We start from the raw sequence: 16,181 nt of genomic DNA on the forward strand, positions 1-16,181 counted from the left end.
AAGCTACTTTGTTGAAATGTTATGTTCATCATCATCCTCCCTTAGATAGTGTTTATGCCTATCAAATGAATTGCATATTGCAGTGATAGCAACCTTAACCAGGTTGCTTTTTTTTGCCTGTGATTTGGCATCTCAGAAAAGGGGAATGAAAATAATAGCGATATTTTGAATTTTTTACTGCGCTGCGGAACTTATTCAAACAAAGCGACTCTGATTATATGAACCGAATTTTTTAAGCTATTTTGTTGAAATGTTATGTTCATCATCTCCCCTTCGATAGTGTTTTTGCCTATCAAATGAATTGCATATTGCAGTGATAGCAACCTTAACCAGGTTGCTTTTTTTTACCTGTGATTTGGCATCTCAGAAAAGGAGAATGAGAATAATATCGATATTTGGAATTTTTTACTGCGCTGCGGAACTTATACAAACAAACGGACTCTGATTATATGAACCGAATTTTTTAAGCTACTTTGTTGAAATGTTATGTTCATCATCATCTCCCCTTCGATAGTGTTTTTACCTATCAAATGAATTGCATATTGCAGTGATAGCAACCTTAACCAGGTTGCTTTTTTTTACCTGTGATTTGGCATCTCAGAAAAGGAGAATGAGAATAATATCGATATTTGGAATTTTTTTACTGCGCTGCGGAACTTATTCAAACAAAGCGACTCTGATTATATGAACCGAATTTTAAGCTACTTTGTTAAAAGTTTATGTTCATCATCATTCCCCTATTCGATAGTGTTTCCCCTATCACCATATTGCAAATTGCAGTACGCGCAACCTCAAGTAGGTTGCTTTTTTTTATCCTAAATTTCACCCATAAAAAAGACCTCATAAAGAGGTCTTTTTAGTCAAGTTCAATTTAGCTTAAAGACGAATACCGGCTTTTTCTAAATCTTTGGCAATCACTGAGCTAGGTAATGGCACATAACCATCTTTTTCAACAATTTGCTGACCTTGCTTAGACAGTATGTAACGGATGAACTCGCGATCCATTGGTGATAAATCTTTGTTAGGATGCTTGTTGATATACACATACAAGTAACGAGAAAGTGGATACGTACCGTTTGCCGCATTTGCAGCTGTCGCATCAATAAAGTTATCACCTTTCTTCGACACAGCTACCGCTTTAACACCTGCTGTTTTATAACCGATACCAGAGTAACCAATAGCATTTAGGCCCTGTGATACTGACTGTACAACTGACGCTGAACCAGGTTGCTCGTTTACGTTAGCACGGAAGTCACCTTTACACAGGGCTTTCTCTTTAAAGTATCCGTATGTACCTGATACTGAGTTACGACCATACAATTGAACGTCTTTTGCAGCCCAGTTGCCATCTAGGCCTAAATCGCCCCAACGTTCAACTTGCTTACCACCACATTTATTGGTAGAAGAGAAAATACCATCAATTTGTTCGATGCTTAACCCTTTAATTGGGTTATCTTTGTGAACAAATACTGCTAATGCATCAATAGCAACGCGAATCGCGGTTGGCTGGTAACCGAAGTGTTTTTCAAATGATTCAACTTCGTTTGGCTTCATTTTTCGGCTCATTGGGCCAAACTGTGAAGTTCCTTCAGTTAATGCTGGAGGCGCAGTTGAAGAGCCTGCAGCTTGAATTTGGATATTTACGTTAGGATAGATATGCTTAAATTCTTCAGCCCATAACGTCATCATATTGGCTAACGTATCTGAACCAACAGAAGACAAGTTACCAGAAACACCACTTGTTTTTTCATATACAGGTAAAGTTTGATCAATTGCAGCCATTGATGCTGCCGAGAACACACCAGCGGCTGTTAAGGTTATTGCGCCGACAAGTTTTTTCAGTTTCATTGTATTGCTCCAAATTAAGCGTACTAAGTTTTTAAAACGCAGTCAGTATCAACTTCAATGATGACAAGTCTATGACTCTAATGTGACAGTTCGGTGACAGCGGAAATATATTTGCTATATTTTTGACTTATTTTTGCCATAGAAACAAAAATGCCGTCAACAGACGGCATTTAACATCTAAGAACGCTTAGATTTTTCGCTCAAGTAAATGAGTTGGAATAATAAAACTAAAGGTACTGCCTTTTCCAAGCTCGCTAATGACCGTTAATTCACTGTGATGATGACTTAGGGCATGTTTAACAATAGCTAAACCTAAACCACTACCACCAGTTTTACTTGAACGGGCATTATCCACACGATAAAAGCGTTCAGTTAATCGATTGATATGCTGCGGCGCAATACCCACACCGGTGTCAGAAACAGAAAATTTAGCGCCACTAGCAACACTTTGCCATTTTATCGTGATCTTGCCACCAGGAGAGGTATAGCGAATAGCGTTGGAAATTAAATTTGAACAGGCACTTCTTAGCTGTAATTCATCACCATGGATATTTAATTTTGATTCACAGAAAAACTCGAGGGTATATTGTTCCGCGGCAAGAGCATTTGCTTCTATTTTTAATTGGCTAAACATCATATTCATATCAATGGTGTTAGACAAATCGACATTAGCCCCCGCTTCAATGCGTGATAACGCCAGTAATTGTTCCACCATAGATTGCATACGGCTGGTTTGTTGCTGCATTAAGTGTAATGGTTTTTGATTGGGTGAGGCTTCATCCTCCATGCTTTGCATGATCTCTAAATAACCTTGCAATACCGTCAGCGGCGTTTTTAGCTCATGGGAGACATTGGCAACAAAGTCTTTGCGCATGCTCTCTAGTTGATGAATTCGCGTAATGTCTCGCGCAATTAATAATAATTGCCTGTCGCCATAAGGCATTAAACGAATTTCGAGCAAACGTCTTTCAGAGACTGGGGAAGGAATTTCTAAGGGTTCAAAATATTTGTTTTTACGTAAATAAGCCGAAAAGTCTGGGTGACGTATTAAATTATCAATCCGTTGGCCGTTATCTTGTGGCCACACAAATCCTAAGATCAACTGTGCAAGCTTGTTACACCATAAAATATTATGCTCTGAATCTAACACCACAGCCGCATCAGGTAATGCTTCAGCTCCTTGTCTAAAGCGTCCCAGTAAAGCAGCTAACTGGCCGACGCGTCGTCGATTTTTACCTTGCAGCCGATAAATACCATTAAAGATGCTTTCCCAGCTGCCTCTTCCCTGTGGAGGTGTGAGTTTTTTATCTTTCCACAACCAGTAATTGAGTCTAGCTAATTGACGATAATGCCAAAACAGTAAACCCGCCAAGCCAAGCAATACGGTTAATGTAATCTGATCGACTACCCAGCCCACCAGCACCAATAACAATACCATCACCCCAAGGCGAAAAAGCAGGCGATAACCTGAATATGAGTTCAATATTTGTTACCTAAATGGTTGCATAGCAGTCATTAATCCATTCAATTGAATGCTTAATACTGCCACACAGTGTGACTTCACCGTTAATTGGCTAGATTACCATTAATTAACACTGCAAACATCTCAGCATTTTGAATGGACAAAGACTTTCTACATTCTAGTAGAAAATCTGTAACCCGAGCCACGAACCGTTTGAATTAATTTATCATAACCGCCTTGCTCAACCGCTTTCCGTAAGCGACGAATGTGTACATCGACAGTGCGATCTTCAACGTAAACGTTAGTGCCCCATACATTATCTAATAGCTGCTCACGGCTATAAACACGTTCAGGGTGGGTCATAAAAAAGTGTAATAGTCTAAATTCAGTCGGCCCCATATCCAGCACGGCATCGCCAACTGAAACTCGATGACTCACAGGGTCAAGCTGCAGACCTTGCACATCAATGGTTTCTTCTAAGCGTGTTGGTGCACTACGGCGTAATACTGCTTTGATACGTGCAACCAGCTCTTTAGGGGAGAAAGGTTTAGTAATGTAATCATCAGCGCCAACTTCTAAGCCTTTGACTTTATCTTCTTCTTCACCACGAGCTGTTAGCATGATAATGGGGATCTGCCGAGTAAACTCGTCTTGCTTTAGCCGTTTAGCTAATTGAATACCACTCCCACCAGGGAACATCCAATCTAACAAAATTAAATCAGGATAAGGTTCCGCTAATAATTCGATTGCGGAATCAAAATCTTCAGCTGCAGCGGTTGTAAACCCGTGTTGATCCATCACAAATGTCAGCATCTCACGGATGGCTGATTCATCTTCTACAATTAATATCCTTGCTGTCATATTCGCTTCTATCAGTAATTTGCCACGATGACTATTATTGGTCAGTTTTATTACAGAATTATGATCCTAGCGATATTTAACCATATTAATTGATAAACTACTTCAATTGCTTGGCTAAATAACATGCATAAACTGAATTAGATTTAAAAACAGAGCAATAACCCCTAAAACATTTTCATCTATAAAGCAAAAAAGGAGCCACAGCTCCTTTTTTATTTACCCGTAAAAATTTAAAACTTATGTTCTAAACCTAAACCTATGTATGAATCATCCACATCACCTGAGTCATACCAAGTATTGGTCGTGTAGAAAGCGAACAGTTTTGTTGGCTTAGCTAACTTATAATCAGCGCCTACAGACCATGAATCACCTTTGTTATCCATATCTTGATATTGGCCTTTTAGGGTTATGTCATTAATACCGTATGCCGCACTCAATAAATAACCGTTATCAGTAATACCCGAATCGACTTTTTCTTGCTGCTGGTACATACCACCTAATACAAAACCAACAATCTTACCTTGTATTGTTGCACGGCCAGTGTCATAGCCTTTTACTTTCGAATCATAGGCAATGGCTGCATATACTGGCGTTTGTTTTAAATCAGCATCACCATAGGTGGCAGCCATACTCACACCGTTTTCAGCATTTTGATCAGAATCACCGTCTGCAACATAAGTAACCCCAACTTGAAAATCACCAAACATAGGCGTCATATACGTTGCGGTTTGTGCCATACGGTTTTCACCTTTAAACACATTTTTCATATCGCCAGCTAAGTCATTGAATTGATCAACTTTACCTTGAGAAACTTTTAACATTGTGTCGTTACGTCCCACAGAGACTAGACCAAAGTTACCTTTTAAACCCACAAACTGATTACGCGCTTTAAAGTTTTCTTTTTCAGCATCGCCGGTATCGACTTCGTATTCGATGGTATAGAAAGCTTGAAGATCATTGCCTAGGTCAAAATCACCCTTTACACCAAAACGTGATGCATTACTTTGAATTGTCGTTTCTGACTCATCGGCTACATCATTATATTGTGCAGATACATTCAATTTACCATAAACCTGCAATGGGTCTGCCGCGTAAGCAGTTGAAATTGTTGCAGCTGATACAGCACAAGCCAGTAAATTTTTAGCAAATAAGTTCATCATTTCATCCTTTCGACGTTTCATTTCGTCATGTGTTTGTTGTTTGGAACGGGGCGGATTTTGCCTTGGAAATGTTTCAGAAATATTGCAATAAATAAGCAAAGCCTAAACAACCTATACTTAAATGACATCAATAAACTATTAGTCATTGAAAAATAACAACAAATAAATCTAAATGGAGAAATGTGACATTTTTATTAAACCTCATTCCTACAATGCAATTTCAACAAAAACCGCTGTTTACCCAACCATAAAGATGCCGTAAACTGCTTGGCCAACTAATTTATTTATTAATGAGTGTCTTTTTATGTGGTTTAAAAATCTCACCTTGTATCGTTTCAATAAACCGTTTTCAACCGACACTGAAACGCTTGAACAAGCTTTAGCCGACTTCACATTTTCTCCTTGTACCAGTCAAGACATCAGCAAATTTGGCTTCTCCAACGCTTTAGGAAAAAAAGGTCAATCTTTAGTACACAGCGCCGAAAACCGTCACTTAATTTGTGTCACTAAAGAAGAGAAAATCTTACCTGGCCAGGTCATTAAAGAAGCATTAGATGAAAAAGTGGCTGAAATTGAAGCGCAAGAAAACCGTAACGTCACCAAGAAAGAAAAAGATGCCATGAAAGATGACATCACCACAACATTACTACCACGGGCTTTTTCTCGTCGTAGTCAAACGCGCGCATTAATTTTGCCAGAACTAGAAATGATCTTAGTCGACAGCTCAAGTGCAACTAAAGCCGAGGAATTGCTAGCCCTGTTACGTAAAGCACTGGGCAGTTTACCTGTTATTCCGTTAAGTTATGCTAAGCCAATCGAACAAACTCTCACTGAATGGCTTCAAGCCGGTGCAGCCTCATTGCCGTTTGAAATGCAAGATGAAGCAGAGCTAAAGTCAGACTCAGACGAGGGAGGGATTGTTCGCTTCAAACAACAGGTTTTACAGGAAGACGAAGTGCTTGCGCATTTAGCAACCGGCAAACAAGTACATAAACTGGCATTGCACTTTGCTCAGTCAATTGCATTTGTCATGCAATCTGATGCCAGCATAAAGCGGATTAAATTCTCCGAAGAATTTAGAGCCGGTAACGATGATGTCGGTAATGAAGATCCAATGGCACGTTTAGATGCCGACTTTGCCTTAATGGGCAGTGAACTTATCGCATTCATTCAGGCATTACATGGTGCTTTTGGGCCGATGGAACAAAGTATTTAAGCTTAGTAACGAAATAACATAGATAGCAGGAGTCAGAATGAAACTTTATGGTAGCTACACCTCGCCTTTTGTACGCCATTGCCGTATGGCTTTGATGAGTTCTGGCCAAGTGTTTGAGTTTGTTGAAACAGATCAAGCCAGCAGTGCGATGCATTCGCCGACAAAGCGAGTGCCTTTTTTGCAGGACAATGACACTTTCTTAACAGATTCAAGTGCGATTCTATTCTACATTCGTCAACAAGCGGGCCAGGATTATTTAGCTTCACCGGCAGAACTTGATATCTTTTGTATGGTTAATACCGCGCTTGATAGCACTGTAAACCTGTTCTTTTTAGAAAAAGATGGCGTCGATATTCACAATGTGGCTTATACCCAGCGACAAGCCGCTCGAATAATGTCAAGTCTTGCGCAATTTGAACAGCTGACGTTAAGCGATTCAGCGCCCTATAGTGATGCTGAATTACGGTTAGCCTGCTATTTAGATTGGGGATTATTTCGTCAACGTATTAATATTGCAAATTGTCCTAATTTGCAGCGATTTTTAGCTGGAATAGCCACTTATCCGCCTTTTGCAGCCACTAAGCCTCCACAATAATTGGCCGGCACAAAAACTCACCCTGTAAATTGACGCTGCCAAACAAACATGCCCATCAACTTGTTGATGGGCATGTTATATTTTGAATCTCAATAAAGTTAACCAGGTAAATTTATCGACAATGTTTTAGTCCATTTTGGATTGAATTACTTTGCGGGTTTGATAAATTCCCCATCACTATCAAACGGCCAGTCAATGCCTATCCACGCCTTCAGGAAAGCTTTTTGCTCAGCGGTTACTGACTCAACAGGGGAGATTTTTTGCTCACCTTTGGGTTGCTCTGCTAAGGTGATAGTGCGTTTGGCGAGCTGATCATTATTAAACAAGGTCAATTCAATTGTATCTCCTGCTTTAAAATCAGCTAAACGTTTACCCCATCCCGAAGCCGTCACTTTCAATCCGTTAACCGCAATAATCTCATCTCCAGCATTCACTCCTGCTTGCCATGCTGGACCTTCCCTACGTACATTGGCAATGGTTAAATCATTATGCGAACCGGTAAGCGTTAAACCGGCATCAACTAAGTTTTTTGCTTCTTGGTCATAACCCACTTGTAAACCCGCTAGCAATAGCATGGCATCAAAATCTAATGTCACAGGTGAACTCACATGTTGTTGCCACCATGCTTGATAATCTTTACCCGTTAATCCTTTCAAAATATTCTTCACATCGTCAACGCTATATCCTAAAGGGATTTTAAAATCTTGATAAAGCTTTTTATGAACATCACGATATGAATGATTTAGTTGAGTTTGTGAAAGTAAATCAAAGTCTAAGGCTAAAGAGGTCATGTAGCCTTCAGAGTAAATATTAACGCTATGGTTAACCGCATAATCCCCCCAAGTACTACTCCACTGGCCTAAACTGGCTTCGGCAATGGATTGAATTTCACGCCCAGGGTTATGTTGATTGCTGGTGATACGCTTGCTTAAATCATCAAAAAATTCTTTTGCACTGATAATACCTGCGCGCAGTAGCAGCTGATGCTGAAAATAGCTAGTTGAACCTTCTGCGATCCACAATAACTCTGTCATATTTTCAGTTTGGTAATCATAAGGAACTAAGCCTTGTGGACGATAGGCTTTAACATTCCAGGTGTGGATAAACTCATGTGATGCTGTGCTGATAAAACGTAAATAATCTTCACGCTCTCGAAAGTTAAAACGGGGCAGCTGTATAACCGTGGAATTTAAATGTTCGGTCGCCCCGCGAGCGCCACTTGTCGCGTGCACCATGTAAACATATCGCTCAAAGGGATAGCCATCCCAAATAGCTGATGCTTGATAACTGATTTTTTCTAAATCAGCGACTATTTCAGTGGTGTCATAATTACCTTCCCCCCAAAAAACCACTTCATAATCACGTCCGTCTGCTTTAAAGGCAAAATGTTGATTAATACCGGTTTCAATTGGTGAATCCACTAACACATCATAATTATCCGCAATAAATGAATGTGCCTTAGTGCCAGGTTTCATCCCCGAATAACTTTTCCATTCCTCTGGGACTGCTAAATTAACCTTAACCGCGTCATGTCTAAATGACGGGCTATACATAAATATACCACTGGCATCTAGGTAAGCATGGGTTCGGTCGATATGACGCAAACGGTCACCCAACTGGTTTGCGTAAACCTGATAATTAACGGTAACACTGGTAGGCTTAAGTAAGCTGACTTGCCACTCTCCGCTAGCTGTGCGGTGCCAGTCTAATTCATTTCCTTGGCTATCTGTGGCTTTAAATAATCTTACCCCATCGGCAATCGGTAATACTTCATAACGTCCGGTTCGCCATACGGGCATGTTAATAGTTAACGATTTAGCATCAGTTTTAGGAAAGGTCACTGCGACTTTGGCTAAATGATGTTGCGGTTGAGTTAAGTCTATCTGGTAGTTAACATCGGCTAATACCTTTGGTGTCCAACAGGCAACAAAAACAGCACTACTGAGCATGATTGCTAGAGAGATGGGTTTCACTATAACGTCCTTCTGATATGATGAGTTTACCTGAGCTCGAGATAATAAATGCCTAGCAAACAGTCCTTTACCTGCTAACTGTATTGAGTTTACTTACGATTTACGTTAAATTCACATTGTTATTAATGCTAAATCAATTTTATATGTAAGCACTTGAATATTAACTAGTTAAACCTTCCCTGTTCATTTTCCAACCCGAGCCAAGGTTGTTTTTTTGTTATATAAATGATTTTTATTGATATTATTTTGCTTTCTGAAAAAAATTATAACAACCTATTGCTCCAGTCTCAGCAATAAACAACATTAGTTTACAATTTATTACTCATTTAGAGTTCCGACCGTTGTCGGTGCATCAAGGAAGAAGGTCTACGATTTATGCGACATTTTATCGTTTCATGTTTGCTGTTTTTAATATTGACTCCCATCGGCGCGAACGCTAATGAACTTGAAGAGCAAGAGATCAGTTTCAGAGAAGTCCCGCAAACGGTATACCAACAGCTGAATAAAAACATTCAATTCCCACTCTCATTTTCAAATAATGTCGAATTTGATCAAATAGCGAATAAACTCGATATGGAACCAGAACTTCTGGTTCAAAAACTAATTCTTTTAGCAAGACTCAATCTAGAGTCTAACGTTCATTCAGCCACTAAATATGATGACGCACAAATGCTCGTCAACCAGCTCGAAATGGTGATAACAAGGCCCCTCGACCAAGCCGTGTTAGTCATGCTAAAAGCTCGCCTGAAAGCCAGAAAATCTCAAGATTATGTGTTTGCAATTGATCAGTACAATGAAGCGCTGAATCAGGTTAGCTCTGATTTGTCTGAAGAGGCCACCCTGTTTAAATTTACCTTACATGAACATTTAAGTGGTCTTTATCAAATGGTTTTGCAGCCTGCTGCACAACTCACCCATCTCAATCGATACCGAGAAATAGCCTATCAAATGCGAAATGATTACTTCATTGCATTATCTGAATTAGAATTAGGACGCTATTACAATCGCAGGAATGAACATGCTAAATCATTACAATACTATGGTGAAGCTTTCCGTGTAGGTAACCGCATCAGCTATCCCGGAATCAAAGCCCATGCACAAATGAACTTAGCCCGTACTTATCGTGATTTAGAACAGTGGGATGAGGCTTTAAAACATGCTCACGACGCAGCAACCAGCTTTCAAGCTCTTGGCCAGGATTCATATACATCCGAAGCCTTAACGGTTATAGCAATGGTTTATGCTGAGCAAAAACAATGGAACCAAGCCATTGTGCAATACCTTAACGCACTGCAAGTAAATGAGCGCTTAGATAATGAAATTGGTCAGGGGCTCAACCATCATAACCTCGCCGAGGCTTATTACAACCTGGATAATGGTCCTGCGGCTTTAACATCTATAGCCAAAGCCAACGCAATTTTTACCGCTAAAAATGTCAAACATTACTTAGTGTTTAACGAGGCTTTATATGCACAAATTTTAATAAAACAATCTATGTGGATAGAAGCAATAGAGCATGCTAATAAAGCGTTAACCCTCGCCAGAGAGAAAAACTTAAAAGAGCAAGAATTAGAAGCGCTAAAATATTTATCTACCGCTTATCGGCAGTTGGGAGATTTGGCTTCAGCCATCAATATTGTTGACGCAATTATCGCTCTCACCAATGTACAAGAAGAGCAACAAAGCTCCCCTTCAGCAACGTCAGAATTGACCGAGCAAAAGTTAAAATTTGACTTGAATTTATTACAAAACAAAATGAAGGAGCAGGCAACCGAACTTAACAACAAACATTTCGTCATTATCAGTTTAGTGAGTTTGTTAATTTTTATTGCCATTGTTTTGCTGATAGCCTTGAGCCGTTCAAGCAAAATAATTAACGCACAACGAGAATATAAAAAACAATATTTATTAGAACCTATTACCCAACTAAACGGTTTACGTGCATGTTTACAAAGATTAAACCCTGACAAAATAGATGGCATTTCAACTTTCGCGCTAATTAAAATTGAAGCGCTAAGCCATAGCGATACTCAAATGGGCCTTACGGAAGCAGCAAACGTCATCCATAAATTTATTAATGAGCTCAGCCAAATACTCACAGCTGACATTTATGTGATTAAACCTGGGCAATTTGCATGTTGCTTTAATCACAACATAGGCGCAGATGAACTGCTAAACGCGATAGAAAAATACCTTGCAAAAGCGGTGTTAGATAACCCCGCGATTCCCTGCTTTAATCGTACAATTGCACAATCAGATATTTACATCGGCCACTTATCGCTTCCACTTATAGCAAACCCTGATGTCAACATCTCGGCTGAACTCCATTTTGAAACGGCGCAATATGCTATCGCAACAGCCATGACGCAACCTAAAAGCGCCTATGTTTCTCTTAAAACCCTTAACTTTGCTCCTGCTACGATTTTTAGTGCACCTTTATACCTAAATATCACCCAAGCATTAAAAAGAGGAATAATGAAAGCGGAAAGCAATCAGGCAATTACAGAAAGGTCGTGGCCTAAATAGTAATTGCTCAATTATCCAGCAAATGCTCATAAACAGCATTTTTTGTATGGATTTTAGATATCCGTCGTACACGCTTTGTTATAACATTGCTACACTTCTTAAATCTAAGTTTTTATTGATAAGTAATAGCAACGGCTATTTGGCTTTAGATTTAGATTTAGTTAACGATATATGACCATCACGCATTTTTTTGGCTTAACGTTTATCTCAAGCAACAAGGCATTTTATGAAAGATTCTGAAATAGCGATATCGCAAATAACGCTAATGAAACAAAAGCTTCATGCTGCTCGTTCAGCTTTAGATGACATCAATAAAGATCGAAATGATAAACTAAAAACCTTGATCCAATTTATTGGCCATTTGAGTTTAGCCTGTAAAGGGCAAAATTTAGAACTCGATAATAAATTAGCCAAATTACGACACCACCTTCACGGTTATGAGCAAATCGATGAAGCATTGCCTGAATTAGTCGATATTGAACGAATATTAAAAGGCCAATATAACCATACCATGACACAACTTGAAGAGAGCCGAATGGGCCTTTCAAGAGTGATCAGACAAATTCAGCGGGTTAACTCTGCACCAGAAAAAGTTAAAAAAGAAATCAATTATTTTAAGAAAGATCTTGCTAAGCCATTTCATACAGTGTGGGAATATATTCCTAAAGTAGAAAAGTTAATTGGTTTTTATGAGGAAATTTTACAACAGCAATTTACCTCAGCCGATGACTACGACATCCTGCCGCAACATATTCAACTGGCAAGAGAATTAGCCGTTAAAATATCTGAAATTGAATTTCGCAAAGATCAACGTGATCAAATTTTAGTCATGAAAGAAGTGTTGTTAGGTGAAATTTCCTTAAACACTTTACTTGAATCATATCAAACAATTCTCAGCTTATTGCTCGACAATATCGCTAGAGAGAAATCCGCTTCACAAGACTTCCTTTATGCTCTTAACGATGCGTTAACCGTTGTTCGTGATGTCGTGAATAGTTCACATAACAATAATGAGCGTAGCCAGCAGCTTAAACTACAATTAAACAAAGAAATCAATTTAAGGGTAGATAATGCAGGTGGCATTATCACCGATGTTGAAGATATCTTAGCGTTAAAAACTCAGCTAACGGTACAACTTTCATCGCTTCGTGATGCATTAACTCGTAAAGAAGCATTAGAAAGTCGCGAACAAACCCTATTACGAAAATCCATTGAATCTATGCGTAAAGAGCTAAATAGCATTACGCAAGAAGCCAATTGCTACAAAGAAAAACTGTTCGAGCACCAAAAGCTAAATTTACTTGATCCACTCACTCAACTGGCTAACCGCACAGCATTAGAAGATAGAATGGATCAAGAGTACCGCAACCACATCCGTTTCAAAACACCATTATGGATTGCCGTTACGGATATTGACCATTTCAAATCGGTTAATGATAACTTTGGTCACAGTACCGGTGATAAAACCTTACAAGTCATTGCTATGGCATTGAAAAACTCGCTACGTGACAGTGAATTTGTGGCGCGCTATGGTGGTGAAGAGTTTGTATTGCTATTACCCGATATTACTCAAGATCATATATCCACGTTACTTAATCGAGTGAGAGAAAAAGTAAAAAACATTCCATTTAAGTTTAAAAATCAGAGAATTACAGTTACATTATCTATAGGTGCAGCGCAAGTGATGGATAATGAAACCATGGAAGAAGCATTTGAACGAGCTGATGCTGCTCTCTACAAAGCAAAAAACAATGGCAGAGACCGAGTCGTTATAGACATGTAAGCAGCACAAGCGCTTAAGTGTCTTGACGCTTAAGTCTAAAGGAGTTGCTTATGATTATACGGATTAGTCCTCGGGGCAGTTTAGATCAACTATCACAGCTAGAAGTTGATCGCCTCAAACAAGGTGCAAAAAGTGAGCTTTATCAACTGTATCGCAGTTGTTCTTTAGCGGTATTGTCGTCAGGTCTTATTAGCGATAATGCCGAAGCCTTATTTGAAAAATTTGAAAGCTTCGACATTAATGTATTGCAGCGCGAGCGCGGTATAAAACTTGAGCTGATCAATCCCCCAGAAAAAGCCTTCGTTGATGGTAAAATTATTGTTGGTATTCAAGAGCATTTATTTGCCGTATTACGCGACATAATTTATATCACCAATAAATACGATAATCTCAAACACATCAATCTGACCAATGCGAGCCACATTACCAACGTGGTATTCGATATATTAAGAAATGCCCGTGCAATTTCCCCAATGAAAGATCCTAACGTGGTTGTCTGTTGGGGTGGACATAGTATTAATGCTATCGAGTATCAATATACCCGTGAAGTAGGTTATCAGCTGGGATTACGCGAGTTGGACATCTGCACAGGTTGTGGTCCTGGCGCGATGGAAGGTCCAATGAAAGGGGCTGCGATTGGTCACGCCAAGCAAAGGGTTAAAAATGCCCGTTACATCGGCCTAACAGAACCCAGCATCATTGCCGCTGAACCGCCTAACCAAATCGTCAATGAGTTGGTTATTTTGCCGGATATTGAAAAACGTTTAGAAGCTTTTGTACGTTTAGGACATGGGATAGTTATTTTCCCTGGCGGTGCAGGTACCGCTGAAGAGTTATTGTATTTTTTAGGTATTTTATTAAATAAAGAAAATGCTAACACCCCTTTCCCTTTGGTGCTAACCGGCCCAAAAGAAAGTGCCCAATACTTTGAGGAGATAGACAAGTTTATAGGTGCAACATTAGGAGAAGAGGCGCAAAGCAAATATCAGATTATCATTGATAACCCAGTAAAAGTGGGACAAATCATGAAACAAGGTATGGAAGCAGTAAAAGCCTATCGCAAGGAAACAGGCGATGCATATCAATACCAATGGTCATTAAAAATCGAACCTGAATTCCAATTACCTTTTGACCCTAGCCATGAAGTTATGGCAAATTTAAACTTATATTTTCAAAATAATAAAGCAGAGCTGGCCGCCAACTTGCGCAAGGCATTTTCGGGTATTGTGGCAGGTAATGTGAAAGGTGAAACCATTAAACTCATCAAAGAGCATGGGAAATTTCAGATAAAAGGCGATCCCAAGTTAATGAGCATGATGGATAACTTGCTTAGCGCATTTGTTACACAACAACGGATGAAATTGCCTGGCAGCGCCTACGAACCATGCTACAAAATAATAAAATAACTTAATGAATAAATTACTGATTATTGATGGACTCAATCTGGTACGCCGCATTCATGCGGTGTTACCAGATGAAAATGATATCGAAAGCGTAAAAGTGCGATCGTTAGCGGCTTGCCATAAAATGCTCCAGTTGCATCAACCTACCCATGTAATTGTAGTATGGGACGGTGAGCAAGAGTCATGGCGTAAAAAGCTCTATTCAGATTACAAAAAAGGTCGCAAACCTATGCCGACTCCTCTTCAGATCGGACTCAAAGATATTAAAGCAGCTTTAGCAGCAGAACATATTCACTCACTTGATGCCCTTTCTGAAGCTGATGACGTTATAGCTACCTTGGCACTTAAAATCACCCAAAATCAAGGCCAAGCCATTATCGCATCTACAGACAAAGGCTTTAGCCAACTGCCGCAACATGAGTTAATAATTTGGGATCATTTCAATCAACAAGCATTTGATTTAGTTGAGCATGAACGTAAACTCGGCGTGGTACATGGCCAATTTTTAGATTTTATTGCGCTTGCTGGCGACAGTGGCAACAAAATCCCCGGCATTGCCGGCATCGGCCCAAAGTCTGCTGCGGATTTACTCAATAAATTTCGAACCTTAGCTAACTTATATCGCTCACTGGAAAATCTCGGCCCTAAACAAGCACAGAAACTTGCTGAAGGCAAAGAACTTGCGCGTATCAGCTATAAACTGGCTCAATTACAATGCGATATACCTCTTAATATCAATTTGAAACAATTTCGCTATCAAGTTGATATCAACAAACATGTATAAATCTTTTACACTGAATAAAACATATTCAAATACCGCAATTGTGGAGCAATAAATGAAGGCAAGTGCTACTTATATTATCGGTGGGATATTTATTGCTTATCTCATATTTGTTGCTGTGGTGATGTTTATTTATGAGCCTCTTCCAGAAGACCGTGCTTGGGAAGATAGACAAGCTTACAATAGTCAAAAAATTACTGAAATTAGCTTTGGACAATCGTTAGAAGCAATCAAGAAAATATTTGGCCGAGCTGACTTTGTCGAAGCAAAAACAGCTACTGATGGGCAATACCAATTGCTGTTTTATCGCACCCACCACATAACATCCGACGGAATAACAACTCGAGACGAATGCACCCCTTTACTGTTTAAAAACAATGTTCTTATCGCTTGGGGCTTAGAGACCTACCAGCAATATTTAGACAGCAAAATATTGCTTGAGGCCTCACAACCAGCTTTAGAACACTAAATCTATTATCCTTTAGCGACTCAAATCATTTTGAGTCGCTCGTTTACATCCTCGATCTTTTTATCATCCGCATTCAGCATTGTTGCAACAACTCGCTCTTTGAG

General features: G+C 39.4%; 12 protein-coding genes. 7 read left to right on the top strand and 5 right to left on the bottom strand.

Annotated features, from left to right (window positions below; all coding sequences use genetic code 11):
• Positions 1–876: 876 nt before the first annotated feature.
• The 4 genes from NE535_RS07105 to NE535_RS07120 all read right to left on the bottom strand — a co-directional run bounded on the left by NE535_RS07105 (position 877) and on the right by NE535_RS07120 (position 5,331).
• Complete coding sequence (locus NE535_RS07105; RefSeq protein WP_261297960.1) at positions 877–1,848, bottom strand: PstS family phosphate ABC transporter substrate-binding protein; 972 nt, start codon at positions 1,846–1,848, stop codon at positions 877–879.
• Between the two features lie 187 nt (positions 1,849–2,035).
• The gene (phoR, locus tag NE535_RS07110; protein ID WP_261298118.1) at positions 2,036–3,334 is read right to left on the bottom strand and encodes a phosphate regulon sensor histidine kinase PhoR; all 1,299 of its coding nucleotides are present in this window, start codon (positions 3,332–3,334) and stop codon (positions 2,036–2,038) included.
• A 147-nt stretch (positions 3,335–3,481) separates the two neighbouring features.
• The gene (phoB, locus tag NE535_RS07115) at positions 3,482–4,171 is read right to left on the bottom strand and encodes a phosphate regulon transcriptional regulator PhoB (RefSeq protein ID WP_261297961.1); all 690 of its coding nucleotides are present in this window, start codon (positions 4,169–4,171) and stop codon (positions 3,482–3,484) included.
• 230 nt (positions 4,172–4,401) lie between these two features.
• A complete protein-coding gene (locus NE535_RS07120; RefSeq protein WP_261297962.1) occupies positions 4,402–5,331 on the bottom strand; it encodes a porin in 930 nt (309 codons plus the stop codon).
• 304 nt (positions 5,332–5,635) lie between these two features.
• On the opposite strand from NE535_RS07120, the gene rdgC reads away from it, so the two are divergent.
• Positions 5,636–6,547 carry a recombination-associated protein RdgC gene (rdgC, locus tag NE535_RS07125; protein ID WP_261297963.1) on the top strand — a complete coding sequence of 304 codons (912 nt, stop codon included), beginning with the start codon at positions 5,636–5,638 and terminating at the stop codon, positions 6,545–6,547.
• Positions 6,548–6,584: 37 nt separating this feature from the next.
• Positions 6,585–7,142 carry a glutathione S-transferase family protein gene (locus tag NE535_RS07130; RefSeq protein ID WP_261297964.1) on the top strand — a complete coding sequence of 186 codons (558 nt, stop codon included), beginning with the start codon at positions 6,585–6,587 and terminating at the stop codon, positions 7,140–7,142.
• A gap of 146 nt (positions 7,143–7,288) precedes the next feature.
• Here the strand turns inward: NE535_RS07130 and NE535_RS07135 are convergent, their stop codons facing one another.
• The gene (locus tag NE535_RS07135) at positions 7,289–9,115 is read right to left on the bottom strand and encodes a M61 family metallopeptidase (RefSeq protein ID WP_261297965.1); all 1,827 of its coding nucleotides are present in this window, start codon (positions 9,113–9,115) and stop codon (positions 7,289–7,291) included.
• A gap of 375 nt (positions 9,116–9,490) precedes the next feature.
• Here NE535_RS07135 and NE535_RS07140 point away from each other — a divergent pair, with 375 nt between their 5' ends.
• From NE535_RS07140 to NE535_RS07160, 5 genes are all read left to right on the top strand, one after another.
• A complete protein-coding gene (locus tag NE535_RS07140; RefSeq protein WP_261297966.1) occupies positions 9,491–11,641 on the top strand; it encodes a tetratricopeptide repeat protein in 2,151 nt (716 codons plus the stop codon).
• A 226-nt stretch (positions 11,642–11,867) separates the two neighbouring features.
• Positions 11,868–13,424, top strand: coding sequence for a sensor domain-containing diguanylate cyclase (locus NE535_RS07145; RefSeq protein ID WP_261297967.1), 1,557 nt, complete (start codon positions 11,868–11,870; stop codon positions 13,422–13,424).
• Positions 13,425–13,474: 50 nt separating this feature from the next.
• Positions 13,475–14,830: a nucleotide 5'-monophosphate nucleosidase PpnN gene (gene ppnN, locus NE535_RS07150; protein WP_261297968.1), complete on the top strand. Its 1,356-nt coding sequence runs from the start codon at positions 13,475–13,477 to the stop codon at positions 14,828–14,830.
• A 4-nt stretch (positions 14,831–14,834) separates the two neighbouring features.
• Positions 14,835–15,611, top strand: coding sequence for a flap endonuclease Xni (gene xni / locus NE535_RS07155; RefSeq protein WP_261297969.1), 777 nt, complete (start codon positions 14,835–14,837; stop codon positions 15,609–15,611).
• A 52-nt stretch (positions 15,612–15,663) separates the two neighbouring features.
• Positions 15,664–16,077, top strand: coding sequence for a DUF3192 domain-containing protein (locus NE535_RS07160; RefSeq protein WP_261297970.1), 414 nt, complete (start codon positions 15,664–15,666; stop codon positions 16,075–16,077).
• Positions 16,078–16,181 lie beyond the last annotated feature (104 nt).

Origin of the sequence: Shewanella holmiensis, from assembly GCF_025370255.1 — a bacterium.
Classification (GTDB): domain Bacteria; phylum Pseudomonadota; class Gammaproteobacteria; order Enterobacterales; family Shewanellaceae; genus Shewanella; species Shewanella holmiensis.

Bases quoted from the DNA above. Each gene is read 5' to 3' on its own strand.
- NE535_RS07105 (WP_261297960.1), bottom strand. From the start codon at position 1,848: ATGAAACTGAAAAAACTTGTCGGCGCAATAACCTTAACAGCCGCTGGT.
- phoB (WP_261297961.1), bottom strand. From the start codon at position 4,171: ATGACAGCAAGGATATTAATTGTAGAAGATGAATCAGCCATCCGTGAG.
- NE535_RS07120 (WP_261297962.1), bottom strand. From the start codon at position 5,331: ATGATGAACTTATTTGCTAAAAATTTACTGGCTTGTGCTGTATCAGCT.
- rdgC (WP_261297963.1), top strand. From the start codon at position 5,636: ATGTGGTTTAAAAATCTCACCTTGTATCGTTTCAATAAACCGTTTTCA.
- NE535_RS07130 (WP_261297964.1), top strand. From the start codon at position 6,585: ATGAAACTTTATGGTAGCTACACCTCGCCTTTTGTACGCCATTGCCGT.
- NE535_RS07140 (WP_261297966.1), top strand. From the start codon at position 9,491: ATGCGACATTTTATCGTTTCATGTTTGCTGTTTTTAATATTGACTCCC.
- NE535_RS07145 (WP_261297967.1), top strand. From the start codon at position 11,868: ATGAAAGATTCTGAAATAGCGATATCGCAAATAACGCTAATGAAACAA.
- ppnN (WP_261297968.1), top strand. From the start codon at position 13,475: ATGATTATACGGATTAGTCCTCGGGGCAGTTTAGATCAACTATCACAG.
- xni (WP_261297969.1), top strand. From the start codon at position 14,835: ATGAATAAATTACTGATTATTGATGGACTCAATCTGGTACGCCGCATT.
- NE535_RS07160 (WP_261297970.1), top strand. From the start codon at position 15,664: ATGAAGGCAAGTGCTACTTATATTATCGGTGGGATATTTATTGCTTAT.